We start from the raw sequence: 25,713 nt of genomic DNA, 5'->3' as shown, positions 1-25,713 counted from the left end.
CCCCTCGGCCGGCTTATCTTGGGAATCCCCTCCCTGTCGCTGCGCCATCCCGCAGCGGCCACACGTTATCGCAGCCGCTGTCCTTCGCTTCGTCCCCGACCGCGGAGATCCGCCATGCCTGCCTCCCGCATCGCCGCGCCACCCGCTCGCCCGGGGCGGAGCGCCGGTTCCGCATCCGGGGTCGCGCCGTGGCGCTAGACGACGGCCTCCACGACCTCATCCTGCGCATTCACCGGACCGCGGCCGAGGGCGGCTCGTTCGCGCCGGTGGCGCAGGCGGCGGCCGAGCGCCTCGGCGCCTACGGGGTCACGACCGTCCTCCACCGGACCGACCGGCCCGAGATCCTGGCCTCCGCGATGGCGGGCTACCGCGACCTGCCCTTCGACGGGATCCTGCAGGACTACGCGGCGCATTTCCACGCGCACAACCCCCAGGCGCTGTTCGAGCGCGCGCGGCCGGACGCGCTGTACTACCTCGACGGGGAGGATCCGCGCTTCAGCCCCGAGGCCTACCCGGAATTCAGCCGCTGGGAGGCGGACCGCATCGGCATCCGGCACCATGCCACGGGCTATTGCCGGCCCGTCCCCGCGCTCACCTACGCCTTCGCCTTCTCGGGCTCGGCTGCGACCGGGCCGCTCTCCGGCGAGCGGCTCGCCCTGTTCCACGTGCTGATGGCGCATCTGCGGGAGGCGGTGGCGACCGCGCACCGGCTCGGCACCCTGGGCCGTCCGACGCCGCCCGACCGGACCCTGGAGACGCTCCTCGCCGGCCTGCCCACGGCCGCGGCCACGCTCGACGCGACGGGCCGGGTCGTCTTCGCCAACGCCGCCCTGTCGGCGCTGGCGCAGGAGCGGGACGGCCTGCTCCTCGCCGGCGAGACGATCCGCGCGATGAAGCCCGCCGAGAACGACCGGCTGCGCGCCCTCTGCGCGGCGGCGGCGGACCTGTGGCGAGGTCCGGACCGGGGCGGCGTGCTGGCGGTGTCGCGGCCCTCCGGGCAGCGGCCCTACGCGGTGCGGGTGAGCCCGCTCCCGCCGCTTCCGGGCCGCGGCGCCGCCGCGGTGCTGGTCACCGCGACGGACCTCGCCAAGCCGCCCCGGCTGCGGCCCGACCGCCTCGCGACCCTGCTCGGCCTCACGCCCGCCGAGGCGCGCGTCGCCGCCGGGCTCTTCGCCGCGGGCCGGCTGGAGACGGTCGCCGAGGGGTGCGGCGTCACCATGGCCACGCTGCGCACGCAGCTCAAGCACATCTACGCCAAGACCGCGACCGCCGGGCAGGCCGAGCTGGTGGCCCTGCTCGCGCGGCTGCCGCAGGATCCGTTCGGTTCTTGAGCGGGCCGGGGCACCGACGCGGGAGACGCCGAGACGATCACGAGGGCTGCGCCTGCGGGGAGGGCACGGCCTGAAGCGGCCCGGCCTCCGCCGCAGCGTCCCCGGCGTCGTAGACCAGCCGCTTGATCCCCCAGAGCAGGCCCGCCGCCCCCGCCACCAGGCCCCCGTAGGCGAGCAGGAAGACCTCGGCCCCGGCCAGGACGTTCAGCTCGCGCACCGCGCCCATCACCAGGGCCGCGTACCAGCCGGCCGCCGAGACCGCGGCGACGAGGAGGAGCCGGGCCGCCTGGCCCTGCGAGAGCCCGTCGAACAGCCGCCGCCCCACGTTGCGGGCCAGCGCGCCGAAGGCGTGGCGCTCGACCGCGACGCCGTTGAGGGTCAGGACCGCGACGATCGCCACCTTGGCATGCAGCTTCGGGTTGGCAAGCAGGTCGGACCCGTTCAGGTGGCCGAGCACGAGGAAGCCGAGGCCGGAGATCCAGAGCAGGACGAGCCCGGCGCGCACCAGGGGTTTCAGGAACGCGGCGAAGCCGAGATCCTCGGGCGCGATGCGGCCGCCGCACAGAAGCCTGACGAGCCGAAGGTCGAGGGCAAGAACACTCCCGACCGACAGGGCCAGGCCGACGAGGTGCAGGACGAGAAGGGGCGATTTGGACATCCGATTCCTCCTCGCTCCATGAAATCTTCCTCTTGGTCGGACCTCTTCTCCCATTTGGGGTATGCGGCACCCGGCCGGGCCGCCGGGCCGCCGGGCCGGCGCGGCCGCCGCTTGCGCGATGCGCGCGCCCGCGCTTCACTGCCCGGCATGTCGCTCCACCCCGCTCTCGCCCGCGCGCACGGCTTCTGCGAGCGCTACGGGCTCACCCGCCCGATCCTGCTCGCGCCGATGGCCGGCGCCTGCCCGCCCGCGCTCTCGGTGGCGGTGGCGCGGGCCGGAGGCCTCGGGGCCTGCGGGGCGCTGCTGATGAGCCCGTCCGCGATCCTCGCCTGGGCCGAGGCGGTGCGGCCGGCGGGGCCGTTCCAGCTCAATCTCTGGATCCCCGATCCCGCGCCGGCGCGCGATCCGGCCCGGGAAGCGGAGCTGCGCGCCTTCCTGGCCCGCTTCGGGCCGGCGGTGCCGCCAGAGGCGGGCGACGGCCGGCCGCCGGATTTCGCGGCGCAGACCCGGGCGCTCCTCGACGCCGCGCCGCCGATCGTCTCCTCGGTGATGGGGCTCTACCCGCCCGCCTTCGTGGCCGAGCTGAAGGCGCGGGGCATCGCGTGGTGGGCCAACGTCTCGACGGTGGCGGAGGCGCTGGCCGCCGAGGCGGCGGGCGCCGACGCGGTGGTGGCGCAGGGGGCGGAGGCGGGCGGCCATCGCGGCTGCTTCGACGCGGCGCAGGCCGAGCGCGGGATGGTCGGCACCCTGGCGCTGGTGCCGGCAATCGTCGACGCGGTGCGCATCCCGGTCGTGGCGACGGGCGGCATCGCCGAGGCCCGCGGGGCGGCCGCCGCCCTTCTGCTCGGCGCCAGCGCCGTCCAGATCGGCACCGGCTTCCTGCGCTGCCCCGAGGCGGGGATCGCCCCCGCCTGGGCCGCGGCGCTCGGCCGGGCACGGCCCGAGGACACCCGGGTCTCGCGCGCCTTCAGCGGCCGGGCCGGGCGCAGCCTCGCCACCGCCTACGTGGAGGCCGCCACCGCCCCCGACGCGCCCCCGCCCGCCCCCTATCCGGTGCAGCGCGGCCTCACGCAAGGCCTGCGGGACGAGGCCGTCCGCGCGGGCGATCTCGACCGGATGCAGGCCTGGGCCGGCCAGGCGGCCGGCTTCGCCCGGGCCGCGCCCGCCGGCGAGGTGGTGGGCGACCTCTGGGAGGGGATGCGGGGGCTGCTGCGCTGAGGGTCGAGGCGCCGGCGTCAGGGTTCGCCCACCGCGGGGTCTGTGCGCGCCCGGAGAAGCCGGGAGGCATGATCGATGTTCCTCTGGACCACTTCGGCATAGGCCGGCGCGCGGTCGGCGGTGAGTTCCTCCTGTGCGGCGCGGTAGGCCGCGACCGCCTCTTCCAGACGCTCGGCTCCACTCTCGCGCTCGCCGAGCCCGGTGAGCGCGATCCCAAGCTGATGCTGCAGGGCTGCCCGCTCGGAGCCCGCGAGGGACTCAGCCGGTGCGAGTGCATCTCGGTGCGCGGCTTCAGCCATCTGAGCGGCGGCGTTCGGGCCGGTCCGTGCCGTTTGCGGCAAGGACATCGAAAGCCGGTTCTCCGGCCTGCCCGAGCCGGCGCGGCTGGCGAGCAGCCGAAGGTTATTCGACCGCCCGCCCGAGCGGCTCGGCCGCCGGGCTGCGCTGGCCGAATTCCAGGGCAGCCCCTGCCGCCGCCTTCAGGAGTTCCACCGTTGCTCCGGCCGCGCGGCCGACCCGGGCGAGCGCCTGATCGGCCAGGGCGTAGGCCTCCGCGTCCTTCCCGGCGAGACGGAGCGCGCGGATCCGCTCGACCTCCGTGGTGTCCGCCTCAGCGTCCGCAAGGCGCTCGCGCAGGAGAGCGTGCCACGCCCGGTCGATCTCGGCGCGGATATCCGCGTTGGGACCGCGATAGGCGTCGAGGTCGGCGATGAGGCCGCCCTTGCGCGAGGTGGCGAGGAAGGCCTGCGCCTTCGGGCTCAGGGTCTTGGGGCCGGGGGAGTGCTGCACCCAGAGGAGGTTCTTGTCGCGGTAGACCGCGGCGGCCTGGACCAGGAGGTCCATGACGCCGTCCTCGCGCCCGCCGTAGCCGACCACCACGAAGGTGGTGGCGTGCTGCAGGAGCTTCTGCACCGCCGCCGCGGCCTGCGGATTGTGCCAGACGTCCCTCACATCCTCCGGCCGGTTGCGCAGCAGGTAAGGGTGCGGCGAGCCGTGCAGCTCCACGAGCTGCGGGCGACGCGGCGCGCCCGCGATGCGGTTGAGGGATTCGACGCCGTCGCAGGCGGGCGCCGGACCATCTCGTCGTAGACCCGGTACCAGTCGATCCCGCCCGCCGGGCCCTCGGCCGGGGACAGGAACTCGTCGCGCACCAGCGCCCGGTAGGCCGTCTCCGCATCGTCCTCCGGCCTGCCGCGGCCGAGGCGCCGCGCGACCTCGCGGGTCATCCGCCGGCCGATCTCGACCGCGCCCGGCACGCCCGCCGAGATCGAGCAGCCGGCCCCGATCAGGAAGATGACCTTCCCGGGTTCGCGGTCGTCCTCCCGGGCAAAGAGGATCTTTTCCGCCACGTCCCGGGCGGAGCGGTCGATGCGCGGTGCGATGACGTCGGCCATGACGCGTGGAGGATCCCCGTCCGGATGCACCGCCTGCTTACCTTGCGCTTCCGTGCGCCGCATCCCGTCGCGGGCGCCGCTGCGGCGTCATCGTCCGGAGCGCAGGGGATGTCGGCAAGACGTGTCTCCGGTTCTGCCCGCACGGCACGGCGCGTCGTGCCGGACAGGACCGTGCCGGGCCGCACTCATCCCGCGGCGCCGCATGCTAGGCTGTGGCCCATCTTTGGACAGGGCCGCCCGGGGAGGGCGCTTCATGACTCAGATCACCGGGTTCGACGTGGCGGTCATCGGGCTGGGGCTGCTCGTCGTGCTCACCATCGCGCTCGGCGTGCGCATCGTGCCCCAGGGCCACGTCCACACGGTGGAGCGGTTCGGGCGCTACCAGCGCACGCTGGCGGCGGGCCTCGGGCTGATCATTCCTTACGTCGAGCGGATCGGCCGGCGGGTGAACGTGATGGAGCAGGTGCTCGACGTGCCGAGCCAGGAGGCCTTCACCCGCGACAATGCCGGCGTGCGCATCGATGCGGTCGCCTTCTATCAGGTGCTCGACCCGGCCCGCGCCTCCTACGAGGTCTCGAACCTCGAACACGCGCTGCTCACCCTCACCATGACCAACATCCGCACGGTGGTGGGCTCGATGGACCTCGACCAGCTTCTGTCCCACCGCGACGAGATCAACGAGCGGCTGCTGCGGGTGATGGACGCCGCCGCCTCGCCCTGGGGCGTCAAGGTCACGCGCATCGAGATCAAGGACATCCTGCCGCCGGCCGACCTCGCCGGGGCGATGGCCCGGCAGATGAAGGCCGAGCGCGAGAAGCGCGCCTCGGTGCTGGAGGCGGAAGGGCAGCGGCAGGCCGAGATCCTGCGGGCGGAGGGGCGCAAGGCCTCGGTGATCCTGGACGCGGAGGGGCGGCGCGAGGCTGCCTTCCGGGACGCCGAGGCGCGCGAGCGGCAGGCCGAGGCCGAGGCGCGCGCGACCGCGATGATCAGCGAGGCCATCGCCCGCGGCGACCTCGCGGCCGCGAACTTCCTGGTCGCCGAGAAATACGTCGAGGCGGTGCGCGCGCTCGCCACCGCGCCCAACCAGCGGGTGGTGGTGGTGCCGCTGGAGGCGGCCTCGCTCGCCGGCACGCTCGGGGGCATCGCCGAGATCACCCGGGCGGTGTTCGGGGAGGGGGCGCCGGCCAACCGCTCCGGCCGCCCGCCCGCGGCGGGCACGCCGCCGCCGCGGAGCTGACGCCGTGCTGGCGGATCTCCTCGCGGCCATCGGCCCCGCTTGGGCCTGGATCCTGCTCGGCCTCGCGCTGGCGGCCGGCGAACTCGCGCTGCCGGGCGTCTTCCTGATCTGGCTCGGGCTCGGCGCGCTCTGCACCGGGCTCGCCACCGCGGCCCTGGGGCTGCCCTGGCAGGGGCAGGTGCTCGCCTTCGCGGCCCTCTCGGCCGCCGCCTCCCTCGCCGGCCAGCGCCTGTCGCGCCGCAGCCCCGAGCTGCTGCACCGGCGCGGGCACGATCTCGTCGGGACCGTGGTGGTGCTGGACGCGCCGATCAGCGACGGCATCGGGCGCATCCGGGTGGGGGATTCGGTCTGGCGCGTGACCGGCCCCGACCTGCCGGCGGGAACGCGGGTGCGCGTGACCGGGCTCGACGGCGCCACCCTGACGGTGGCGGCGGACTGAGCGGAACGGACGGAATTATTCCTCGCAAGTACCAGGAATAGCGCATTTATTCCGCACCCTGCGGGCGCCGCATTCCCGACGGATGTCCGGCACGTCGCGCCGGTCTCAGCCCTCCCGGCACTTCACTTGCAGCCATGCCTCCTCCATGGCGGCGAGGCCGGCCGCGGCGAGGCTCTGCCCGCCCGCCGTCACCTCGGCCTCCATCGCGGCGAAGCGGCGGCGGAATTTCTCGTTGGCCCGCCGCAGGGCCTCCTCGGGATCGACGCGGGCGTGCCGGGCGAGGTTGGCCACCGAGAACAGGAGGTCGCCGATCTCCTCGGCCACCGCCTCCGCATCGCCCGCCGCCAGGGCCTCCTCCACCTCGCCGGTCTCCTCGCGCACCTTGGCCACCACCTGGGCGGCATCCGGCCAGTCGAAGCCGACCGCGGCGGCCTTGCGCGAGATCTTCTCCGCCCGGGTCAGGGCGGGCAGGGCGAGGGGCACCCCCGCGAGCGCGCCCTGCGCCTCCGGACGGCCGGCCTTCTCGCGCGCCTTGATCGCCTCCCACTGCGCCCTGACCGCCTCCGGATCGAGGTCGCGCACCGCTCCGAAGATGTGGGGATGGCGGCGCACCATCTTGTCGGCGATGGCGGTGGCGACGTCGTCGAACCGGAAGGCGCCCGCCTCCTCGGCGATCCGGGCCTGGAAGACCACCTGGAACAGCAGGTCCCCGAGTTCGTCGCGCAGATCGTCGAGGTCGCCCCGGTCCACCGCATCCGCGACCTCGTAGGCCTCCTCGATCGTGTAGGGGACGATCGTCGCGAAGCTCTGCTGCAGGTCCCAGGGGCAGCCCGTCTCCGGGTCGCGCAGGCGCGCCATGATGGCGAGGAGCCGCTCGATCGGGGTGCTGCTCATGCGGGGAAACTCACCGGTTCGCGCGCCGGACGCGTGCGGCGCGACCCCGCTCTTAACCCGTCCGCGGCGGCGTGCGGAAGGACGCGGCGCCGGGGCGCCGCGCCATGCTGTTGTGAATGATATAATATTCCGTCGTCATTGCCCGGAGACCCGCGCTGTCGCCTGTCCATGCGCTGATCACATGCCTTTGTTCTTCAAAACGAACGATCTCTCGGACCTATACGAAGCCCTATCGGGCTCTGACTCTCAGAGAGTCGAATCTGTGAATTATATGGAGGGGCGGATTTCGCCGATCCGCCAAGGAGATGCGGCCTGATCCGGCATGCGACTCTGCGCGGATCGGCACAGGACTCTGCGTGGGTGCGTATGGGATTCTGCGGGGATCGCGGGGATCCGCGCATGGGATTCTGCGCGGATCCGCATCGGATTCGGCGTGAGGCCGCCGCCAAGCCGCTCGGAATCCGGCCGATTCCGAAACCCCCGGGCGTATCGAACTCTGCGCGGCGGGGGCGCGGCGAAGGCCGCCCGCATCGAACTCTGCGGGCGGCACCCAACAGGGGGCGCACAGGCCTCCCACACGCCCCGCACAGGCTGCCGCACCGCCCGTCCCCATCCCGGTCCGCATCCCGGTCCCCTGCCGGTCCACACGGCCGCCCACAGCCCCGCCGGCGCGGCGCCGGGGCCGGCGGAGCCCGCGCGGGCGAGGGGGCCGGCGGGATGGCGGGCGGGATTGCGGGCGGGATTACGGGGATGAGTTGCGGGAATCGTGGGATAACCCGGCTCGGCCTTGAGATTCCCGGGAGCCGAATCGGGCATGACGGGCTTGGTCGATGCGGCGGGCCTGCGCCCCCGCCCGAGAACGTCTGCAGATCGTATGGGCATCGAGGCCAGAATCGCGGCGATCCACGACGAGGACCTCAAGGCGGAACTGGAAGCCGCCCGGGGCGGGTTCCTGTTCGCGGTCATCGTCGAGCATATCGCCCACCGGCAGGCCCTGCGCGACGCCGAGCGGGCGGAGGCGGCCCGGGAGGCGGAGGCCCGCGCCGGCATGGGCCGCGACCAGCGCCGCCGCGACGCCGTGCGGGCGGTGATCGAGGCCGAGCCCCTGGTGCCGGAGAACATCCAGCACATCCATTCCGTGCTGGCCCTGTGCGGGCTGCCCTACCGCGATCCCGGCGAGACCCGGGAATTCTTCCGGGAATACGGCCGCAACACGCTGAGCATCCTGGCCGGGCGCATCAAGAATCCCGTCACCGGGCAGATGGACCTGCAGGGCCTGCCCTACGGCCCCAAGGCGCGGCTGGTGCTCCTGCACCTCTGCACCGAGGCCGTGCGCCAGCGCAGCCCCACCGTGGAGGTGGCCGACAGCCTCTCGGGCTTCATGCGCGAGATGGGCTTCGCGGTCACGGGCGGCGAGCGCGGCACCATCCGGCAGTTCAAGGAGCAGCTCAACCGCCTGGCCGCCTGCACCCTGCAGCTCGGCCTCTGGGACGGTCAGTCGCGCTCCTCCACCCTGACGATGCCGCCCTTCCGCAAGCTCGACCTCTGGCGGGCGGAGGGCGAGGGCGGGCTCGCGTGGTCGAAGACCGTGCAGTTCCACCAGGATTTCTACGACAACCTGATCAAGCACGCCCTGCCGGTGGACATCCGGGCCGCCCGCGCCTTCTCCGGCTCGGCGCGCAAGCTCGACCTGCTGTTCTGGATCGGCTACCGCCTGCGCGCCCTGCACCGCCCGCTGCGGCTCTCCTGGGACAACCTCCACAAGCAGTTCGGCGCCGACAACGGCTCCCTGCGCAGCTTCCGGCAGGCCTTCAAGGCCGACGTGGCGCATGTGCGCGAGGTGTTTCCCAAGCTCCCGATCAGCCTCGACGAGGCCGGCATGCAGCTCCTGCCGGCCGATCCGGGCGCGCTCATGGTGCCGCCCAAGCCCGCGCGCAAGAAGGCCGCCGGCTGAAGGAGGCCCCGGCTTGCGGCAGGGGCGCCCCCGTGGAAGGGAGGCGGAATCATTCCGCAGGACCTCCGGCATGTTCGACCGCCGCATCTCGCTGATCACGCTCGGCGTCGCCGACGTGGCGCGCGCCACCGCCTTCTACGAGGGGCTCGGCTGGGCGCGCTCGCCCGCCTCCACCCCGGAGATCACCTTCATCGGGCTCAAGGGGGTCGTCCTGGCGCTGTTCGGGCGCGCCGCGCTCGCCGCCGATGCGGGCCTCGCGGAGGAGGGCGCAGCCCCGCCGGCCTTCGCGGGCGTGACGCTCGCCCACAACCTCGCCAGCGAGGCGGAGGTCGATGCCGCCTTCGCCTTCGCGGTGGCGCGGGGGGCCCGTGCGGTGAAGCCGCCGCAGCGGGCCGTCTGGGGCGGCTATTCCGGCACTCTCGCCGACCCCGACGGCCACCTCTGGGAACTGGCCTTCAACCCGATGGCGCCGCTCGACGTGGACGGGCACATGACCCTGCCGGGCTGAGGCGCACAACGACGGGGATCGCGCGGGGCCCCGGCTTGCGGAGCGCGGGGGCGGGCGGCAATATTCCTTGACCGCGCGCGGCGGAAGCCGTGCCGTGTGGAATATTCCGAGAGGGCGGCCATGTTCCTGTCCGAGGCGGAGGCGGAGGCGCGGCTGGAGGAGCTGCGGCGGCAGCGCGCCGCCCTCGACCGCGCCATCGCCGAGCACGAACTCTACCTCGATCTGGGCCGCCGCCTGCGTCCGGCGGCGCCCGCGGCCTCGCCCGCCCCGGCGGCCGTGCCGCCGGCTGCCTCTGCCTCTGCCCCTGTCTCCGCCTCTTCGCCCGAGGCCGCCGGCCGCCCGGACGGGCGCCGGGTGATCGAGACCGCCTTCGAGGTCCTGGCCGCCGCCGGCCGGCCGATGCATGCGGCCGAGATCTGGGAGGCGATGGCCGCCCGGGGCCTGACCCTGCCCGGCCACGATCCGGTCGCCGCCCTCAACACCCGCCTGTGGAAGCGCGCGCAAGGGCGCACCGCCCTGCGCCGCCTCGGCGACGGGGTCTACGCCCTCGACGGCACCGCCCGGACCCCGTGAGCGGGCGCGGCGGCGCGCGGCGCATCCTTTGGCCCGCCCCCGCATTGACTTCGCACCCGCACAACGCCATATCGGTTGTGCAGCGTCAGCGGCCGTACGGCCCGCCTGAGGGGGCTGCGTGACGGATTGGCCGCCCTCCGGCGGCAGGCCCGGCTCCCCTCGATCGATCGCTTGACCCTCCGGGGCGGCCCCATCACGCGGGCTGTCCTCCCAAATCCCGGATCGCGATCCGCGGTGCCCCGCACCCGTCCCGGCGATCCCGCTGCCTCCTGAAAGTTCGACCTTGACCCAATTCGTTGATTTCGGCCTCGCGGCGCCGATCCTGAAGGCGCTCGCCGAGACCGGCTACGTCACGCCCACCCCGATCCAGGCGCAGGCGATCCCGCCCGCGATGGAAGGCCGCGACCTCTGCGGCATCGCCCAGACCGGCACCGGCAAGACCGCCGCCTTCGCGCTGCCGATCCTGCACCGGCTCGTCAGCGAGGCCACGCCCCGGCGCGCCCCGCGCGGCGGCTGCCGCGTCCTCGTGCTCTCGCCCACCCGCGAACTCGCCAGCCAGATCGCCGACAGCTTTCGCGATTACGGCAAGTTCCTGAAGCTCTCGACCACCGTGGTGTTCGGCGGCGTCACCATCGGCCGCCAGGAGCGGGCGCTCGCCAACGGCGTCGACGTGCTCGTCGCCACGCCGGGCCGGCTCCTCGACCTGATCGACCGCCGCGCGCTGACGCTCCAGGCGGTCGAGTACCTCGTCCTCGACGAGGCCGACCAGATGCTCGACCTCGGCTTCATCCATGCGCTGAAGCGCATCGTCACCCTGCTGCCGAAGGCGCGCCAGAGCCTGTTCTTCTCGGCCACCATGCCGAAGAACATCGCGGGCCTCGCCGCCCAGTACCTGCGCGATCCCGTGCAGGTGGCGGTGACGCCCGTCGCCACCACGGCCGAGCGCGTGGAACAGCGCGTCGTCCACGTGCCCACGGGCTCCAAGCAGGCGCTGCTCGGCACCATCCTGCGCGACGACGCGATCGACCGGGTGCTGGTCTTCACCCGCACCAAGCACGGCGCCGACCGCGTCGTGCGCGGCCTGGAGAAGGCCGGCATCGGCTCGGCGGCGATCCACGGCAACAAGTCCCAGCCCCAGCGCGAGCGCGCGCTCGCCGCCTTCCGGGCCGGCACCTGCCGGGTGCTCGTGGCCACCGACATCGCGGCCCGCGGCATCGACGTCGAGGGCGTCAGCCACGTGGTGAACTTCGACCTGCCGAACGTGCCGGAGGCCTATGTCCACCGCATCGGCCGCACGGCGCGCGCGGGCGCGGACGGGCTGGCGATCTCGTTCTGCAACGACGAGGAGCGCGCCTACCTGCGCGACATCGAGCGCCTGACCCGCCAGAAGGTGCCCGAGATGGCGATGCCCGCGGGCTTCGTGGCGCCGAGCCGCCAGGAGGCCGCCCTGGCCGAGGCCGAGGCCGAGCGCGACCGGCGCCAGCCCGGCCCGCGCGGCCAGCGGCCCGGCGCCCGGCCCCAGGGCCAGCGCCCGCACGGGCATGGCGGCCGCCCGCACGAGGGCCGGCAGGCCGGCCCGGGACGGCCGCGCCAGGACGGGCGCCCGCAGGAGGCGCGTCCCGGCCGTCAGGACGGACGTCCGGCGCCGCACCGGGCCGAGGGCCATGGCCGGCCGCAGGGCCAGGGTCAGCGCCGGGACCGGGCGCCGGCGCCCGGCGGCCAGGACGGCCGCGCCATCGGCTGGCTCGACCGCGCGCCGCGGTAAGGACCCGGCAGGCCTCGTCGAGGCCGCCCGACCGGATCGCCGGTCGCCCGCCGGAGGCTCGATCCGGCGGGCAGGCACTCAAAAGCGCACCGACGGCCCGCTGCCTCGGCGGCTCGGGCCGTCGGTGCGTGACGAACAGAGGATATCGGTCTCTGTGATCCCGGCGACGGCCTCGTCGGAGTCGAGGTCCGCGGCGGGGTCGCAGGCTCTCGTCTCCGTCATCGCATCGCCTCAGGGCCGTCGCGGCGCGATCGAGGGCGGCCCTGGGTTCAGCGCGAGGTGATGCGCCGGCGGATCGTGACGCTCGCCGTGAAGTCCGCGGATGCGGGCGGGATGATCTCGACGAAGCGCAAGGAGAACGGCATGTCGGCGAAGCCGTCCGGCGGCAGGGCATCCCCGTCCGTGATCTCGGTGATCTCGACCAGCGTCAGATCGGCCGCTTCGGCGTAGATCCGGGCCTGCTCGCGGGCATCGAGCACCGCCGCACGGCGCGCCTCGTTCAGCGCCCGACGATCCGCCTCCACCGAGAACCTGACCTTCCGGATCTCGAACAGCCCGCTCCCTGCGAGCCGGTTGACCGCCGGGTTGACGGCCTCGATCGACGCGGCCCTCAGGGTCAGGCTGGTCTGCGCGGTGAAGGGCATCTCGGCGCGCTGGGGGGGCGGATTGTCGGGCGTCCGATACGGATGCTGATCCTCCGTGAGCCTGTAGGTGCTCTTCTCGACGACGACACGATCGGCTGCGAGCGCCTGCAGAATCGCGTGGGCTCGGGCCGCCCGCTCCCGATGCGTTTCCGCGGCTCCGTCGAGGGTTCGTCCCTTCGTCGTGACGCCGACTTCGATCTGCGCGACATCGGGCTTCTGGACATGGCGCCCGTTGCCGTGGCGAGGAATGTCGGGCTGATATCCTGCGCCGAGGCGGGTCCCGCCGCGACGATCAGCAGAGCAAGACAGCAGGCGCGCATCGGGATTCGGCTCCGCCGGGGGGCAGGGTGAGTCGGGCCGCCCGTCTGCTCCGTCTCGTGCGCCGCCAGCGCGGCATTTCGATGACGCTGGGTCATGTCCGCCGGGGACGAAACCTCCTCGCGTTGCCCTGCCGCCCCGCCGCCCCATCTCTCCGGAGGCGACGACCGGGAGGCCGCGATGCGCTTCGAATTGTTTCGCGATGCCGGCGGCCATTGGCGCTGGCGGCTGCGGGCCGCGAACGGCGAGGTGATCGCCGATTCGGCGGAGGGCTACCTGCAGCGCGAGGATTGCGAGCACGGCATCGCGCTCGTGAAGGGAGCCGGGCAGGCGCCCATCGTCGACATGACGCTGCGGATCGCCTGAGGCCGCGATCGGGCTTGCGGATGGCGGTGCCGGCCGGGCGCCCGGCACGCAACGGTTTGCCCTCCCGGCGCGTTACCGGCGTCCGCGCTCCATCCGGAGCCGCCTCTCAGGGAGTTCCTCCACGTGCTGAAGACCGTGATCCTGGCCGCCGGCCTGATGCTGGGCGGGGCCGCCCTGGCGCCGCAGACCGCGACCGCCGCTCCGGCCCCCGGGGCCAGCGAGGCGCAGGCGCCCACCGCCTGGGCGCAGTACGGCTACCATCGTCACCGCCATTTCGGGCATCGCCCCTACGGCTACCGTCCCTACGGCTACCGCCGTTTCGGACCGCCCTACGGCCGCGCCTACGGGTTCCGCCGCCACCACCACGGCTTCTACGGCCGGCCCTACCGGCCCGGCTACTACCGCTTCTGATGCCAACGGCCCCGGATGCCGAGGCATCGATCTCGATCCCGTGCAAGCCCGGGACCGACGGGGCCGTTGCGACATCTCGATTGTTCGACGTCAAATCAGAGATTTGGCGAAGAATCGAGAACCACGCCGGCGGTCATGTCCTGTGACCGCAGGCACGAGTGCGCGGCGGGGGAAGGGGCCGGGGGAAGGATCCTCGGCCCTTCGCCCGCCCCATTCATGGCCGCCATCGGGCGGCCCGCCGCATTCCCGCCCCATAGATGACCATGCTGGGCCAAGCTGAGCCGTTCCGGCGGCTCGGCTGATTCATGTCGGGAGCCACGTCCACCGTCTCCCGGCCCGGCTTTCGATTTTTCCACCAAATCGTTGATTTGACGCTGAAAAATCGAATTCTTCAACACCCCGAGGCTCAACCGCCCGGGGCCGTTGGCATCACAAGGGGAAACCGGAATGCCGCATCGCATCGCCGAACGCCGCCGCCGCGTCGAAGCCCAGCTTCAGGACTACGAGCGGTCGCTCGCCGAGATCCGCACCGGCCGCGGGGCCAGCAGCCGCGCCCTCCAGCTCCATCACGCCCGCCTGATCTCCCAGGCGCGCACCGAACTGGCGTCCCTCGACGCCGCCCAGGCCCGCCTCTGAGCCTGCGTCACCGCCGTGGTCGCCGCCGTGTCGGCGGCCACACCGATGAAGGCCGCAGGCCGTCCGGCGCCGCGGGAGGATCTCGCGGGGCCGGCCGACGCGGTCAGTGGTACGGGTCGGCCGCGTCGCGCAGGCCGTCGCCGAGGAAGTTGAAGGCCAGGACCACGACCACCACCGGCAGGATCGGGGCGAGCAGCCAGGGATGGAGCTGCACCGCCGCGAGGTTCTGGGCCTCGTTGAGCAGCACGCCCCAGCTCGTCACCGGCGGGCGCAGGCCCAGGCCGAGGAACGACAGCGCCGTCTCGCCGAGGATCATCGAGGGGATCGACAGGGTCGCCGAGGCGATCAGGTGGCTCATGAAGTTCGGGATCAGGTGGCGCCCGATGATCCGCGCCTTCGAGGCGCCCATCAGCTCGGCGGCGCGCACGTAATCCTCCTCGCGCAGCGCCAGGAGCTTCGAGCGCACCGCGCGCGCGAGCCCCGGCCAGTCGAGCAGCCCGAGGATCAGCGTGATGCCGAAGAACACCAGAACCGGGCTCCAGTTCGGCGGCAGCGCCGCCGAGAGGGCGAGCCAGAGCGGCAGTTCCGGCAGCGAGCGCAGGATCTCGATCATCCGCTGCACCACGTGGTCGACCCAGCCGCCGAGATAGCCCGCGAGCCCGCCGAAGAAGAGCCCGAGCGCGAAGGACACCGCGATGCCGACGAGCCCGACCGTGAGCGAGATCCGCGCCCCCGCGACGATGCGGGAGAAGAGGTCGCGCCCGAGCCGGTCGGTGCCCGCGAGAAACAGCGTGCCGCCCTCCGGCGGGCAGACGAGGTGGACATCCGCCCGCCACAGGCCCCAGAACTCGTAGGCCTCGCCCCGGCAGAGGAAGCGCAGGGGCTGCACCCTGGTGCGGTCCACCGTGTACTCGCGGTGGAAGGTCTCGAGGTTGAAGGTGAACGAGTAGGGGTGGGTGTAGGGCCCGACGAACCGCCCCTCGTGGAACAGGCGCACGGCTTGCGGCGGCGCGTACAGGAAGTCCCCGTGGCGCTTGGCCGGATTGTAGGGGGCCAGCACCTCCACGAAGGGGATCAGGCCGTAGAAGACGAGCAGGATCAGCCCGGCCGCCACCGCCACCTTGTGCTTGCGGAACTTCCACCACGTCAGCCGCCAGGAGGAGGCGCGGTCGAAGGCCTCGCTCTCCGCCCCCATCGGCTCGGCGCGGCCGGGATCGAAGGGGGCGGGATCGACGAAATGGCCCGGGCGCATCTCGACGCTCATCGGGCGGAGCCTCCGAGCCGGATGCGCGGGTCGAGCCAGGCCAGCAGCAGGTCCGAGACCAGCATGCCGACCACCGTGAGCAGCGCCACGAACATCAGGATGAAGCCCGCCAGGAACTGGTCCTGGCTCTTCAGCGCCGCGAGCAGGATCGGCCCGACGGTGGGCAGGCTCAGCACCAGCGAGACCAGCACCGAGCCCGAGACGAGGTGCGGCAGCAGGTTGCCGATGTCGGCGATGAAGGGGTTCAGCGACATCCGGAACGGATATTTCAGCAGCGCCCGGGTCGGCGGCAGCCCCTTGGCCCGGGCGGTGACGACGTATTGCTTGGCCAGTTCGTCGAGGAGGTTCGCGCGCATGCGCCGGATCATGGCGGCGGTGCCCCCGAGCCCGATCACCAGGGTCGGCACGACGAGGTGGGCGAGCAGCGACTTCACCTTGTCCCAGGACCAGGGCTGGCCCGCATAGGCGCTGTCGTAGAGCCCGCCGATCGAGACCTCGAACCAGCGGTTGGCGTAGAACAGCATCACCAGCGCCAGCAGGAACGAGGGGGTGGCAAGCCCGATATAGCCGATGAAGGTCGCGATGTAGTCGCCGAGCGAGTACTGGCGCGTGGCCGAGTAGATCGCGATCGGGATCGACACCACGTGGACGAAGATCACCACCGCGAGGTTGACCACGAGGGTGAGCCAGAGGGCGTCGCCCACCACCTCGCGCACCGGCCGGTCGTACTCGAAGGACCAGCCCCAATTGCCCTGGAGGAGGCCGTTGAAGGCGCCGTCCGGGTTCGGCCACAGGCCGATCCAGCGCAGGTACTGCTCCCAGACCGGGCGGTCGAGTCCGTATTGCTGCATCAGGAACTGCGCCTTGGCGACGGAGGCCGCCTCGCCCTGCGAGCGCAGTTCGGCGATCTGGTTGGTCAGGAAGTCGCCGGGCGGCAGCTTGATGATGAAGAAGATCAAGGCCGAGATGACGAGGAGCGTCACCGCCATGGTGAGCGTGCGCCGCGCGAGGTAGCGGATCACCGGAGCCTGTCCTCCATCACGGGAGCCTGTCCTTCGTCACCGGAGCGGCTCCCTGGTGGCCGCCTCCCGCTTGCGCTCGGGCGTCCAGAAGAACTCGTCCATCCGGTAGATCCCGATCATCGCGGTGGGCTTCCAGGAATAGATCGCCTTGTCGGGCAGGTTCGTGAGCCCGGCCTTGCCGACGATCGGCTGCAGCGCGCCCGCCACGGTGCCGATCACCCACTGGTTCTCGGCGCGGTTCCTCAGCATCTCGCCCCAGATCCGCGCCTGCTCGCCCGCATCCGCCGTGGCCATCCACTGCGCGTTGAGATCGATGAGGGCGCGCGCCTCGGGGATGTCGCAGGGCTCGCCCTCCTTGCCCTTCGTCTCGGCGTACTGGCCCCATTTGGGCCACGCGTAGGTGTCCTGGTGGACCGGGGCGAGTTCGTCCGGCGGCATCTCGGCGGTCGGCATCGCGAGGTCGAGCCCCTGGGCCGCCACCATCACGGTGAGCCCCGCATAGGCCCGGTTGCGCAGCACCGTGCGGTCCTGCGGCTTGACGAACAGCTTGACGCCGACCTCGCGCCAGAACTCGGCGATCAGGGTCAGGCCGTCGGTGAGGAGGTTGCTCTCGCCGTCGGTCTCGACCACGATCTCCAGCTCGCGCCCGTCCGGCAAGAGCCGGATGCCGGCGCCGTTGCGCTTGGTCAGCCCCACCGCGTCGAGGAGGCGGGAGGCCTCGTCGGGGTCGTAGGCCGCGTTGAGCGTCCGGTACTCGGGCCGGAACAGGGGGCTGCTCTCCACCACCGTGTCGTTGCCCTCGGTGCCGAGCCCGAACAGCAGCGCGTTGTTGAGGGTGCGCCGGTCGATGGCGAGCGAGAGCGCCCGGCGGTAGCGCGGATCGCGGTTCAGCGCCCGCCAGACCGGATCCGCGGCGGTGAGGTTGGGGTAGAGCGCGATCTCCGAGCCCCGCGCGGTCGGCCACAGGCGGGTGCGGTAGCCCTTGGCCCGCTCGCCCTCGCGCAGGATCGGGATGTCCTCCATGGTCAGGCCGCGGAACAGCAGGTCGGCCTCGCCCGCATTGGCCTTGGCGGCGAAGAGGCCCGCCGCCGCGATGTCCATCAGCACCCGGTCGACGTAGGGAAGCTGCTGCCCCTGCGCGTCGACCCGGTGGTAGTGGGGATTGCGCACGAAGACGAAGCGCGCCGCGGGCGCCGTGTTGGTGACGCGCCAGGGCTGCAGGGTCGGCAGGTCGGGATTCGTCTGCTCGAACATCGCGTCGAGCCGGTTGTGCAGGGCCGCCCAGCCCTTGACCTTCTGCGCCTTCACGGCGGCGTCGAGTTCCGGCTTCGGGGCGTGGCGGGCGTGGAAGCGCTTCAGGTAATGCGCCGGCCGGTAGATGAAGGGGTCGCGCGGGGAGGCGAGTTCGGGCAGGAAGCGCGGGTTCGGCCGCTCCCAGGTGAAGCGCACGCGCCGGGGATCCAGCACCTCGAAGCGCGGCAGCTGGCCGGCGGCCATCATGAATTCGGGCGGGCCGGAGGGGCTCAGCTCCTTGTTGAGGGCGACGTCTTCCCACCAGTAGCGGAAATCCTCCGCCGTGAAGGGCTGCCCGTCGGACCAGCGGTGCCCGGCCCGGAGCGTGAAGGTGTAGACCCGGTCGTCCTCGTTCTCGACCCGCAGCAGCAGGTCGGGCTTGAGGGCGAGGTGCGCGTCGTAGCCGACGAGGCGGGTATAGGCGTAGGTCGAGATGTAGCGGATGTCCCGCGGCTTGGCGACGAGGGTGACGATCTCGCCGCCCGGCTTGCCGATCTGCCGCCCGTCCGCCGCGAGGTCGACGACCAGGGGCTCGGCCGGCAGGCGGGGGGCGGGGTCCTCGGCCGCCCGGGCGAGGGCGGGGGCCGCCAGCAGGAGGGCGAGCGCCAGCGGGCGAACCCTCCACCGGGAGAACGGGGTCCCTCTCATGTCGCCTCTCCCGGATCCCGCAGGGTCACGTAGGTGATGCGGGCCGGCGAGTAGCCGGTCGCCGCGTGCAGGTCGTCGAAGGGATGCGCGCGGGCGATCAGGGCGCGGGCCGCACGGGCCTCCGGGCCGTCGGGCCGGTAGACGAACTCGCGCCCGTTGCGGGTCCAGCGCACCGGCTCCGGGCCGTGCGCGGCATCCATCAGCATGGCGATGGTGGGGAAGGCGGGACCGCCATGGGCGTGGAGCCGGTGGGCCGCCGCGTCGTCGTCGAAGATCAGCCGGTCGAGGCCCCGCGCGCGCGCCTCCAGCACCCGGCGCGCCTGGCTGATATGGTCGTCGAAGAACCCGACCGCGCGCTCCAGCGGCAGGCCGCCGAGGTCGCAGGCCGACCAGTCGCGGGCGTGGTAGCGCGCCCGGGGGTCGCGGTAGCGCAGGCCCGAGAGGTCCGGGTCGAAGCAGAGGATCTCGGCCTCCGGGCAGGCCTGCCGGGTGATCCAGGTGGTGAGGCCCCGAAACACCCCCGATTCGATCACCAGGGCGGGCCTGAGCGCCCGCATCAGCACGTAGAGCTGCAGCGCGCCGTTGAAGCCGTTGCCGCCACGGCGCTGCGCCACGGGGGCGCCGCCGATCAGGTCCCAGAACGCCGCGACGGCGGCGGGTGCGCCCTCGGGCAGCGTCAGGCCGCAGGCGGACAGGTCGTGGTCGAGGCACGCGGCCGCCGCCGCGATCAGGGCCTCGGTCTCGCGGGCCGAGAGCGGGCGGTGGGTCCAGTCGGGGACGGCCGGGACGAGGTCGTAGCCGAGCCGGTCGAAGAGCGGCCCGAGCAGGCGGCGGCGCAGGCGCTCCAGCAGCCAGTGGGGGCGGGGCAGCGCGCCGACCGGCATGTCAGGCCGCCTGCCGCAGGCTGGAGCCGGAGACGCGCACGCAATGGCCGGGGGAGATCTCCTGCATGGTGCCGGTCTCGGCGCCGACGAGCCGGAACGGCTCGGGCCAGGAGGCGGGGTCGGAGAAGCGGTCGCTCATCAGGAGCTTGAGGTCGAGGGGGTGGTCGAGGTCGGGCTCCGGGACGGCGGCGAGCAGCGCCCGGGTGTAGGGATGGGCCGGGTTGCGGAACAGGGCCGCCTTCGGGGCCTCCTCGACGATCCGGCCCCGGCACATCACCGCGATCGTGTCGGCGATGTAGTCCACCACCGCGAGGTTGTGGGAGACGAACAGGTAAGAGATGCCGAGGCTTGCCTGCAGGTCCTTGAGCAGGTTGAGCACCTGCGCCTGCACCGAGACGTCCAGCGCCGAGACCGGCTCGTCGCACAGCAGCACCCGCGGCTTGAGGGCGAGCGCCCGGGCGATGCCGAGGCGCTGGCGCTGGCCGCCCGAGAAGGCGTGCGGGTAGCGGCGCAGGGAACGGGTGTCGAGCCCGACCATGTCGAGGAGTTCCTTGGCCCGCTCGTAGCGCTCGTCCGGCGTGCCGACGCCGTGGATGCGCAGGGGCTCGGTCAGGATCTCGTAGACCGTCATGCGCGGGTTGAGGGACGAGAACGGGTCCTGGAACACGAACTGCACCGCGCGCCGGAAATCCTTCAGCTCGCGGTCCTTGAGGGCGAAGACGTCGCGCGGCCCCGCCCCGCCGCCGTCGTCGAAGGTGACGCTGCCGGCATCGGGCCGGATCGCCCGCATCACGATCTTCGACAGGGTGGTCTTGCCGCAGCCCGATTCCCCCACGAGGCCGAGCGTGCGGTTCGGCCACAGTTCCAGGCTGACGCCCTTGACCGCGTCGATGCGCCGGACCGTGCCGCTGAACCAGCCCGCCCGCAGGGTGTAGGACTTGGCGATGTCGCGGACCGCCAGGAGCGGCCCCGGCGGGTCGGGCCGGTGCGGCTCGCCGGCCTTGCGCGCGAGCACCGCGCTCCTGACCTCGCGGATGGGGGTGAGGCGCTCGCCCTCCTGCATGTGGAAGCGCGGCACCGCCCGCATCAGGGCCTTGAGGTAGGGGTGGCCGGGGCGGCGGAAGACGTCCTCGCGCGAGCCCGCCTCCATCAGCCGGCCGCGGTAGAGCACCGCCACCGAATCGGCCACGTTGGCGACCACCCCGAGGTCGTGGGTGATGAGGAGCATCGCCATGCCGGTCTCGGCCTGGAGGTCGCGCAGCAGGTCGAGGATCTGGGCCTGCGTGGTGACGTCGAGCGCCGTGGTCGGCTCGTCGGCGACGAGGAGGTCGGGCTTGGTGATGAGCGCCATCGCGATCATCGCGCGCTGGCGCAGCCCCCCCGAGAGTTCGAACGGGTAGGTGACGAGCGCCCGCTTCGGGTCCGGGAAGCCGACCCGCTCGAACACCGCCACCGCCTGCCGCCGCGCCTCCTCGCGCGAGACGGCGGCGTGGAGGAGCAGCGCCTCGGTCACCTGATCGCCCACCGTGTGCAGCGGCGAGAGCGAGGTCATCGGCTCCTGGAAGATCATCGCGATGCGCCCGCCGCGCAGGGCGCGCATCTCCGACGATTCCGCGGCGAGCCGCGCGATGTCGACGCTGCGGCCGCGGCGCGGATCCGTGAACAGGATGCGCCCGCCGCCGATCCGGGCCGCCTTCGGCAGGATGCGCAGGATGGCCTGTGCGGTGACGGATTTGCCCGAGCCCGACTCGCCCACGAGCGCCACCGTGCGGCCGGCCGGCACGTCGAGGGACAATCCGTCCACCGCCCGGAAGTCCCCGGTATCGGCCGAGAAGTCGACCGTGAGATCGCGGATCGACAGGAGCGGAGCCGTCATTCTGGTCCGATTCGTCCCTGCAGGCGCTACGCTGGGGGAACCCTAGCGCCGGTTTGTGACACGGGCGATGCCTCGGGCGCAAACAATCCGTCGGCGCGGGCGACGCGCACCGCCGGGTGCGCCCGCAGGCGCTCCAGCAGCGCCGCGCAGAAGGCCCAGGTGCGCGCGTCCTGCACGAGGTGGTGGGTGAGAAGGCCGAGGGGCGCCTCGCCCCGCCCCACCGTGTCGGCCGCCCGGGCGAGGAGCGCGCGCGGTTCGGCGAGCCCCCGGCCCGTGCGCCACGCCACCGGGTCGAGATGGGTGTTGAGCTGCACGAGGCCCGGGATCGCGGACCCGCGCGGGCCGAAGGTCGAGAGGCCGCGAAAGCCCAGCCGCGGCAGCGCGGCGGCGAGGTCCGGCGCGATCCGGTTCCAGGGCGGCACCAGCACGGGCAGGACCCCGAGCAGGCCCCCGAGGCGCGCGCGGGCGAGCGCGAGGCCCTGCGCGGCCTCCCTCTCCAGGGCGGCGGCGGGCCGGTGGGCGAGTTCCGCCTTCTTCTCGCCGGGCGGCGCGTGGTTCGCGTGCGCGAGGCCGTGCACGAGGAGGTCGATCTCGGCCTCGCCCGCGAGCCGCGCGGCGAGCGAGGGCTCGGCCCCGGCCGGGATCGCCGCCAGCGCCAGCGGCCAGCCGGTCTCCCGCCGCAGCGCGAGGAGCCGGTCGAGGGCGGGGGTGTGGGCGGTCGCGTCGTCGTCGCGCCACCAGACCGCGACGGCGCCGTGCCGCTGGGCGCGGCGGTCCAGCGCGGCCGCGAGGAGGGCCCAGTCGGCGGCCGGGAGCGCCGGGCGCGAGACGGCGGGCGCCCGCGCGAGCAGGCCCTCCACGATCGCCACGCTGCGCGGCCCGCCGTCGAGGGCGATCGGCGGGAGGCCGCCGCGGGACCCGGCGGCCGGGGCGAGGGCCGCCGCCACCGCCTCCGCGAGGCGCCCGGCCGACAGCTCCGCCTCCGGCAGCACGCGCGCGAGGCCGCGCGCCGCCAGCGTGTCGGCGCGCAGGCGCTGCTCGGTCTCGCGGCCCGCCTCGAAGGGCACCAGCACGGCCGGGCAGCCGCTGCGCAGGAGATCGAGCACGGTGTTGTAGCCGGCCTGGCTGACCGAGACCGCCGCGCCCGCGAGCAGCGCCCGGAAGTCCGGCCGCGCCCGCTCGACGGCGGCGTTCGGCGGGGCAGAGGCCCGCAGCGCCGCGAAGGCGGCCTCCGGCACCCCCCGGCCGACCAGCACGCGCCAGGACTCCTCCGGCCGCAGCCGGGCGGCCCCGAGCGCGGCCTCCTGCAGCGGCAGGCCGGCGGCGCTCGACCCGCCCGAGACCACGACGCCGCGGCGGGGACCCGGGGCGGGGGCGGGCGCACCCGGCGCCTCGTCGACGTAGCCGGTGTAGTGCAGGAGCGGCGCGATGGCCGCATCGACCGGCCAGGAGCGGTCGAGCGGCAGCAGATCCGCGTCGCCGTGCACCAGCACGGCGTCGTAGGCGGACAGCCGCGCGTGGGCGGCGGCGATGCGCTCCGGCTTGCCCGGCCGCGCCAGCACGTCGCGCACCGAGGCGAGGAGGCGGGGGCGGGGCACCGCGGCGCCGGCCGCCTCCACCAGCGCGTCGAACTCCGCCGCCAGCACCCGGCGGCCGAACGGGTGGAGTTCGGTGATCACCGCCTCGGGGCGGCTGTCCACGAAGGCGTCGAGCAGCGCCGCCCGGCGGGCCGCGAGCCGGGCGGGCGTCACCGGCTCGCCCTCCGGGTCGAGGAGCGCCGTGAAGGCGGTGCCGGTGATGCGCACCGGCGGCAGCTGCACGAACCGCACCCCCGCCGGCAGGGCGAGCGCCGCCGGCATGCCGCCGGAGACCAGCGTCACCGCGTGGCCCGCCCCCGCGAAGGCGCGCGCCAGCGCCGCCGCCCGGGTGAGGTGGCCGGCGCCGAGCAGGTGCGTGACGGCGATCAGGATCCGGCTCACGCGAGGCAGGCTCCCAGGGTATCGCGCAGGGTGTCGCGCAGATGCGCGGCGGCGCGCGCGAGGCTGCGCTCCTCGCGCGCGAAGACCAGCGCCGCCGCCGCCATCGCGGCGCGCGCGGCGGGATCGGCGGCCAGCTCCCGGATCGCGCCGGCCAGCGCATCCGCATCGCCCGGCGCGGTGACGCGGCCGGTGAGCCCGTCCCGCACCACGTCCGGCACGCCGCCGTAGCCGCCGGCCACCACCGGGCAGCCCTGCGCCTGCGCCTCCAGCAGCGCCATGCCGTAGGCCTCGTTGACCGCCGGCCAGACCAGGAGGTCGGCCTGCGCGTAGAGGCCCGCGAGCGCCGCCGCCCCGAGGGCGCCGTGGCGGCGCACCCGCGCGCCGAACGGCGCGAGCGCCGCCGCGACCGCCGCCGCCGCCGGCCCGTCGCCCGCGACGTCGAGGCTCCAGGCGAGAGGGCCGAGCCGCCTGAGGGCGTCCGCCAGGAGCCGGTAGGAGGCGAGCTTGTCGCCCGGCCGCATCATCGCCACGGTGAGGAGCCGCAGGGGCCCGGCCGGCCGGTCGCGGGGCGGCGCCGGCGGCCAGTCCGCCGGGTCGAGGAAGGGCGGCAGGTCGGCGAGGATCTGGGCCTGCGGGCGCGCCGCCTCCAGCGCCGGGCGGTCGCGGCGATTCATCACCAGGATGAGCGCGGCCGCGTCGAGCGCCGCCTCGGCGCCCGCGTGCCCCAGCGCGTGCGGGCCCTGCGCGCGCTTGCCCGCCCGCGAGCCCTCCGCCACCACGTACGGGATGCCCAGCGCCGCCGCGACGAGGGGGCCGGTCCAGTCCGGGGCCTTGTAGTAGACGTGGTAGGTGAACCACAGCCGGGGCGGATCGGCCCGCCACAGGGCGGTGAGCCGCGCCGCCTCCGCCCGGCCCGCCTCGCGCAGGGCCGCGTGCCGCGCGCCGTCCGGGTCGCGGGTGCGCAAGGAGCACGCCGTCTCCGGCGCGAGGCCCGCCGCCGCCAGCGCCCGCAGCAGCAGCCGGGCCATCGTCCGCTCGCCCGAGGGGACCGGATGGTCGGGGCTCTTCAGGGGGGCGTAGAACGCGACCCGCGGGAGGCCGGTCGGGCTCCGCCCGAACCCGCCGGGGCTCCGCCCCGGACCCGCCGGGGTCATCGACCCCGGACCCCCGAGAGCAGGGCCGCGATCCGCTCGAACCCCGCCTCGGCCCCGAAGGCCTCGCGCAGCCGCGCCAGCGCCGCCGCGCCCAGGCGCGCCCGCTCGGCCGGGTCGCGGGCGAGCAGGTTGAGGGCGTTCGACAGCATCGCCCAGTCGCCCGGAGGCACGAGGCGCCCCTCGACGCCCTCGCGCAGGAATTCCGGGATGCCCGCGAAGTCGGTGGCCACCACCGCCAGCCCCTGCGAGGCCGCCTCCATGAGGACGTTCGGCAGCCCGTCGCGGTCGCCCGACGGGGCGCGCTTGGCCGGGAGCACGAACAGGTCCGCCTCGCGCAGCAGCGCCACCACGTCGGGCTGGGGCTTGGGGCCGAGGAAGATCACCCGGCCGCCGAGGCCGAGCGCGGCGGCCTTGGCCTTCAGGCCGGCCAGCGCCTCGCCCCCGCCCACATGCGCCAGCCGCCAGTGCAGGCCGGGGGGCAGGCCGGCGAGCGCGTCGAGGAGGTCGTCGAAGCCCTTCTTGGCCACGGCGCGCCCCACCGTCACGAACCGCACCGGGTCGGCCGGGTCGCTGCCGTCCCGGGCCGGGCGCGCCGCGGGCGGCGGCGGAAAGCGCCGCAGGTCGAGGCCGTGATAGACGAGCGAGATCCGCGCCGGGTCCGCCGCCAGCGCCCGCAGGCGCGCCGCGCCCGCCGCCGTGCAGGTAACCGCGAAGGCGAGGCGCGGGTCGTCGAGCTTCTCGGCGAGCTCCCAGTCCGGCGTCGTCCAGATGTCCTTGGCGTGGGCCGAGGCGCTCCACGATCGGCCCGTGAGCAGCGCGGCGTAGCGCGCCACCGAGGCCGGGGTGTGCAGGTAGTGCACGTGGATGTGGGCGATGTCGGCGGGCAGCTCGCGGGCGAGCACCAGCGCTTGGCCGAGCCGCCGGCCGCGGTTCGGGGTCGGGTCGCGCCGCAGATCCCGCCAGACGAGGGCGAGCAGCGGCCGCAGGCCGGGGGCGGCAAGCGCCGCGAGCGCGCCGCGCAGCACCCGCAGCGGCGCCTGGTAGAGGTATTCGGGCAGGTAGGCGACCGGCGCGCGGACCTGCCCGTGCATCGGGTGCAGCACCCGGTCGTGCGGCCGGCGCAGGGACCACAGGGCGAGGCTGAGCCCGCGCTCCTCCAGGCCGAGGAGTTCCTGGGCGATGAAGGTCTCGGACAGGCGCGGGTAGCCCTTGACCAGGACGGCGATGCGGGCGGGCATGCGCGCGGG

Annotated in this window: 25 protein-coding genes; 11 read left to right on the top strand and 14 right to left on the bottom strand. The window is 74.0% G+C overall.

Going from position 1 to position 25,713, the window contains the following annotated elements:
* The first annotated feature begins 188 nt into the window (after positions 1 to 188).
* Positions 189 to 1,331 carry a helix-turn-helix transcriptional regulator gene (locus tag MFF61_RS23145; protein WP_238239454.1) on the top strand — a complete coding sequence of 381 codons (1,143 nt, stop codon included), beginning with the start codon at positions 189 to 191 and terminating at the stop codon, positions 1,329 to 1,331.
* A gap of 37 nt (positions 1,332 to 1,368) precedes the next feature.
* Here MFF61_RS23145 and MFF61_RS23140 read toward each other — a convergent pair whose 3' ends face one another.
* Positions 1,369 to 1,989, bottom strand: coding sequence for a hypothetical protein (locus MFF61_RS23140; RefSeq protein ID WP_238239444.1), 621 nt, complete (start codon positions 1,987 to 1,989; stop codon positions 1,369 to 1,371).
* 147 nt (positions 1,990 to 2,136) lie between these two features.
* On the opposite strand from MFF61_RS23140, the gene MFF61_RS23135 reads away from it, so the two are divergent.
* Positions 2,137 to 3,207, top strand: coding sequence for an NAD(P)H-dependent flavin oxidoreductase (locus MFF61_RS23135; RefSeq protein ID WP_238239433.1), 1,071 nt, complete (start codon positions 2,137 to 2,139; stop codon positions 3,205 to 3,207).
* Between the two features lie 17 nt (positions 3,208 to 3,224).
* On the opposite strand, the gene MFF61_RS23130 is transcribed toward MFF61_RS23135, so the two are convergent.
* From MFF61_RS23130 to MFF61_RS23120, 3 genes are read right to left on the bottom strand one after another with little or no spacing between them, the layout of a single operon-like run.
* Positions 3,225 to 3,554 (bottom strand): hypothetical protein, encoded by a 330-nt coding sequence (locus MFF61_RS23130; RefSeq protein ID WP_238239432.1) that lies wholly within the window; start codon positions 3,552 to 3,554, stop codon positions 3,225 to 3,227.
* A gap of 55 nt (positions 3,555 to 3,609) precedes the next feature.
* Positions 3,610 to 4,212 carry a hypothetical protein gene (locus MFF61_RS23125; RefSeq protein ID WP_373324785.1) on the bottom strand — a complete coding sequence of 201 codons (603 nt, stop codon included), beginning with the start codon at positions 4,210 to 4,212 and terminating at the stop codon, positions 3,610 to 3,612.
* Positions 4,155 to 4,601 carry a hypothetical protein gene (locus MFF61_RS23120; RefSeq protein ID WP_238239430.1) on the bottom strand — a complete coding sequence of 149 codons (447 nt, stop codon included), beginning with the start codon at positions 4,599 to 4,601 and terminating at the stop codon, positions 4,155 to 4,157. Before MFF61_RS23120 ends, MFF61_RS23125 begins: the two co-directional genes overlap by 58 nt.
* A 253-nt stretch (positions 4,602 to 4,854) precedes the next feature.
* On the opposite strand from MFF61_RS23120, the gene MFF61_RS23115 reads away from it, so the two are divergent.
* The gene (locus MFF61_RS23115; protein ID WP_238239429.1) at positions 4,855 to 5,838 is read left to right on the top strand and encodes an SPFH domain-containing protein; all 984 of its coding nucleotides are present in this window, start codon (positions 4,855 to 4,857) and stop codon (positions 5,836 to 5,838) included.
* A 4-nt stretch (positions 5,839 to 5,842) separates the two neighbouring features.
* Complete coding sequence (locus MFF61_RS23110) at positions 5,843 to 6,277, top strand: NfeD family protein (RefSeq protein ID WP_238239428.1); 435 nt, start codon at positions 5,843 to 5,845, stop codon at positions 6,275 to 6,277.
* Positions 6,278 to 6,382: 105 nt separating this feature from the next.
* On the opposite strand, the gene mazG is transcribed toward MFF61_RS23110, so the two are convergent.
* Complete coding sequence (mazG, locus tag MFF61_RS23105; RefSeq protein ID WP_238239427.1) at positions 6,383 to 7,171, bottom strand: nucleoside triphosphate pyrophosphohydrolase; 789 nt, start codon at positions 7,169 to 7,171, stop codon at positions 6,383 to 6,385.
* A gap of 874 nt (positions 7,172 to 8,045) precedes the next feature.
* On the opposite strand from mazG, the gene MFF61_RS23100 reads away from it, so the two are divergent.
* The 4 genes from MFF61_RS23100 to MFF61_RS23085 all read left to right on the top strand — a co-directional run bounded on the left by MFF61_RS23100 (position 8,046) and on the right by MFF61_RS23085 (position 11,971).
* On the top strand, positions 8,046 to 9,125 hold the full coding sequence (locus tag MFF61_RS23100; RefSeq protein ID WP_238239695.1) for a replication protein RepA: 1,080 nt from the start codon (positions 8,046 to 8,048) through the stop codon (positions 9,123 to 9,125).
* A gap of 70 nt (positions 9,126 to 9,195) precedes the next feature.
* Positions 9,196 to 9,633 carry a VOC family protein gene (locus MFF61_RS23095; RefSeq protein ID WP_238239426.1) on the top strand — a complete coding sequence of 146 codons (438 nt, stop codon included), beginning with the start codon at positions 9,196 to 9,198 and terminating at the stop codon, positions 9,631 to 9,633.
* Positions 9,634 to 9,753: 120 nt separating this feature from the next.
* A complete protein-coding gene (locus tag MFF61_RS23090; RefSeq protein WP_238239425.1) occupies positions 9,754 to 10,206 on the top strand; it encodes a winged helix-turn-helix domain-containing protein in 453 nt (150 codons plus the stop codon).
* A gap of 283 nt (positions 10,207 to 10,489) precedes the next feature.
* A complete protein-coding gene (locus MFF61_RS23085; RefSeq protein ID WP_238239424.1) occupies positions 10,490 to 11,971 on the top strand; it encodes a DEAD/DEAH box helicase in 1,482 nt (493 codons plus the stop codon).
* A gap of 269 nt (positions 11,972 to 12,240) precedes the next feature.
* Here MFF61_RS23085 and MFF61_RS23080 read toward each other — a convergent pair whose 3' ends face one another.
* Positions 12,241 to 13,083, bottom strand: a complete 843-nt coding sequence (locus MFF61_RS23080; protein ID WP_238239692.1) for an SIMPL domain-containing protein — start codon at positions 13,081 to 13,083, stop codon at positions 12,241 to 12,243.
* 30 nt (positions 13,084 to 13,113) lie between these two features.
* Here MFF61_RS23080 and MFF61_RS23075 point away from each other — a divergent pair, with 30 nt between their 5' ends.
* From MFF61_RS23075 to MFF61_RS23065, 3 genes are all read left to right on the top strand, one after another.
* The gene (locus MFF61_RS23075; RefSeq protein WP_238239423.1) at positions 13,114 to 13,299 is read left to right on the top strand and encodes a YegP family protein; all 186 of its coding nucleotides are present in this window, start codon (positions 13,114 to 13,116) and stop codon (positions 13,297 to 13,299) included.
* A gap of 123 nt (positions 13,300 to 13,422) precedes the next feature.
* A complete protein-coding gene (locus MFF61_RS23070; RefSeq protein WP_238239420.1) occupies positions 13,423 to 13,710 on the top strand; it encodes a hypothetical protein in 288 nt (95 codons plus the stop codon).
* A gap of 447 nt (positions 13,711 to 14,157) precedes the next feature.
* Complete coding sequence (locus MFF61_RS23065; RefSeq protein WP_238239418.1) at positions 14,158 to 14,346, top strand: hypothetical protein; 189 nt, start codon at positions 14,158 to 14,160, stop codon at positions 14,344 to 14,346.
* Positions 14,347 to 14,449: 103 nt separating this feature from the next.
* Here MFF61_RS23065 and MFF61_RS23060 read toward each other — a convergent pair whose 3' ends face one another.
* Genes MFF61_RS23060 through MFF61_RS23025 form a run of 8 tightly spaced genes read right to left on the bottom strand, consistent with a single transcriptional unit; the run spans position 14,450 to position 25,704 of the window.
* Complete coding sequence (locus MFF61_RS23060; RefSeq protein ID WP_238239416.1) at positions 14,450 to 15,610, bottom strand: ABC transporter permease; 1,161 nt, start codon at positions 15,608 to 15,610, stop codon at positions 14,450 to 14,452.
* Entirely contained in the window at positions 15,607 to 16,632 is a 1,026-nt protein-coding gene (locus MFF61_RS23055; protein WP_238239406.1) for an ABC transporter permease, read from the bottom strand. Before MFF61_RS23055 ends, MFF61_RS23060 begins: the two co-directional genes overlap by 4 nt.
* A 36-nt stretch (positions 16,633 to 16,668) precedes the next feature.
* Complete coding sequence (locus MFF61_RS23050) at positions 16,669 to 18,573, bottom strand: ABC transporter substrate-binding protein (protein WP_238239403.1); 1,905 nt, start codon at positions 18,571 to 18,573, stop codon at positions 16,669 to 16,671.
* On the bottom strand, positions 18,570 to 19,457 hold the full coding sequence (locus MFF61_RS23045; protein ID WP_238239401.1) for a hypothetical protein: 888 nt from the start codon (positions 19,455 to 19,457) through the stop codon (positions 18,570 to 18,572). Before MFF61_RS23045 ends, MFF61_RS23050 begins: the two co-directional genes overlap by 4 nt.
* 1 nt (position 19,458) lies before the next feature.
* A complete protein-coding gene (locus tag MFF61_RS23040) occupies positions 19,459 to 21,333 on the bottom strand; it encodes an ABC transporter ATP-binding protein (protein ID WP_238239397.1) in 1,875 nt (624 codons plus the stop codon).
* A 26-nt stretch (positions 21,334 to 21,359) separates the two neighbouring features.
* Positions 21,360 to 23,312: a glycosyltransferase gene (locus MFF61_RS23035; RefSeq protein ID WP_238239395.1), complete on the bottom strand. Its 1,953-nt coding sequence runs from the start codon at positions 23,310 to 23,312 to the stop codon at positions 21,360 to 21,362.
* A complete protein-coding gene (locus MFF61_RS23030; RefSeq protein ID WP_238239385.1) occupies positions 23,309 to 24,466 on the bottom strand; it encodes a glycosyltransferase in 1,158 nt (385 codons plus the stop codon). Before MFF61_RS23030 ends, MFF61_RS23035 begins: the two co-directional genes overlap by 4 nt.
* Positions 24,463 to 25,704, bottom strand: coding sequence for a glycosyltransferase family 4 protein (locus tag MFF61_RS23025; protein ID WP_238239382.1), 1,242 nt, complete (start codon positions 25,702 to 25,704; stop codon positions 24,463 to 24,465). The genes MFF61_RS23030 and MFF61_RS23025 overlap by 4 nt, the downstream gene beginning before the upstream one ends.
* Between the last annotated feature and the right edge of the window lie 9 nt (positions 25,705 to 25,713).

It is taken from the genome of Methylobacterium isbiliense (genome assembly GCF_022179325.1).
In the GTDB taxonomy this organism is placed as follows: Bacteria; Pseudomonadota; Alphaproteobacteria; order Rhizobiales; family Beijerinckiaceae; genus Methylobacterium; species Methylobacterium isbiliense.
The sequence above is the reverse complement of the archived record's forward strand: the minus strand, read 5'-3'. Positions and strand labels throughout refer to the sequence as shown.

Excerpts from the sequence above, each read along its gene's own strand:
- MFF61_RS23090 (WP_238239425.1), top strand. The coding sequence starts at position 9,754 with ATGTTCCTGTCCGAGGCGGAGGCGGAGGCGCGGCTGGAGGAGCTGCGG.
- MFF61_RS23060 (WP_238239416.1), bottom strand. The coding sequence starts at position 15,610 with ATGAGCGTCGAGATGCGCCCGGGCCATTTCGTCGATCCCGCCCCCTTC.
- MFF61_RS23120 (WP_238239430.1), bottom strand. The coding sequence starts at position 4,601 with ATGGCCGACGTCATCGCACCGCGCATCGACCGCTCCGCCCGGGACGTG.
- MFF61_RS23095 (WP_238239426.1), top strand. The coding sequence starts at position 9,196 with ATGTTCGACCGCCGCATCTCGCTGATCACGCTCGGCGTCGCCGACGTG.
- MFF61_RS23065 (WP_238239418.1), top strand. The coding sequence starts at position 14,158 with ATGCCGCATCGCATCGCCGAACGCCGCCGCCGCGTCGAAGCCCAGCTT.
- MFF61_RS23030 (WP_238239385.1), bottom strand. The coding sequence starts at position 24,466 with ATGACCCCGGCGGGTCCGGGGCGGAGCCCCGGCGGGTTCGGGCGGAGC.
- MFF61_RS23025 (WP_238239382.1), bottom strand. The coding sequence starts at position 25,704 with ATGCCCGCCCGCATCGCCGTCCTGGTCAAGGGCTACCCGCGCCTGTCC.
- MFF61_RS23130 (WP_238239432.1), bottom strand. The coding sequence starts at position 3,554 with ATGTCCTTGCCGCAAACGGCACGGACCGGCCCGAACGCCGCCGCTCAG.
- MFF61_RS23135 (WP_238239433.1), top strand. The coding sequence starts at position 2,137 with ATGTCGCTCCACCCCGCTCTCGCCCGCGCGCACGGCTTCTGCGAGCGC.
- mazG (WP_238239427.1), bottom strand. The coding sequence starts at position 7,171 with ATGAGCAGCACCCCGATCGAGCGGCTCCTCGCCATCATGGCGCGCCTG.
- MFF61_RS23040 (WP_238239397.1), bottom strand. The coding sequence starts at position 21,333 with ATGACGGCTCCGCTCCTGTCGATCCGCGATCTCACGGTCGACTTCTCG.
- MFF61_RS23080 (WP_238239692.1), bottom strand. The coding sequence starts at position 13,083 with ATGGGGCGGCGGGGCGGCAGGGCAACGCGAGGAGGTTTCGTCCCCGGC.
- MFF61_RS23115 (WP_238239429.1), top strand. The coding sequence starts at position 4,855 with ATGACTCAGATCACCGGGTTCGACGTGGCGGTCATCGGGCTGGGGCTG.
- MFF61_RS23045 (WP_238239401.1), bottom strand. The coding sequence starts at position 19,457 with ATGCCGGTCGGCGCGCTGCCCCGCCCCCACTGGCTGCTGGAGCGCCTG.
- MFF61_RS23100 (WP_238239695.1), top strand. The coding sequence starts at position 8,046 with ATGGGCATCGAGGCCAGAATCGCGGCGATCCACGACGAGGACCTCAAG.
- MFF61_RS23050 (WP_238239403.1), bottom strand. The coding sequence starts at position 18,573 with ATGAGAGGGACCCCGTTCTCCCGGTGGAGGGTTCGCCCGCTGGCGCTC.
- MFF61_RS23075 (WP_238239423.1), top strand. The coding sequence starts at position 13,114 with ATGCGCTTCGAATTGTTTCGCGATGCCGGCGGCCATTGGCGCTGGCGG.
- MFF61_RS23140 (WP_238239444.1), bottom strand. The coding sequence starts at position 1,989 with ATGTCCAAATCGCCCCTTCTCGTCCTGCACCTCGTCGGCCTGGCCCTG.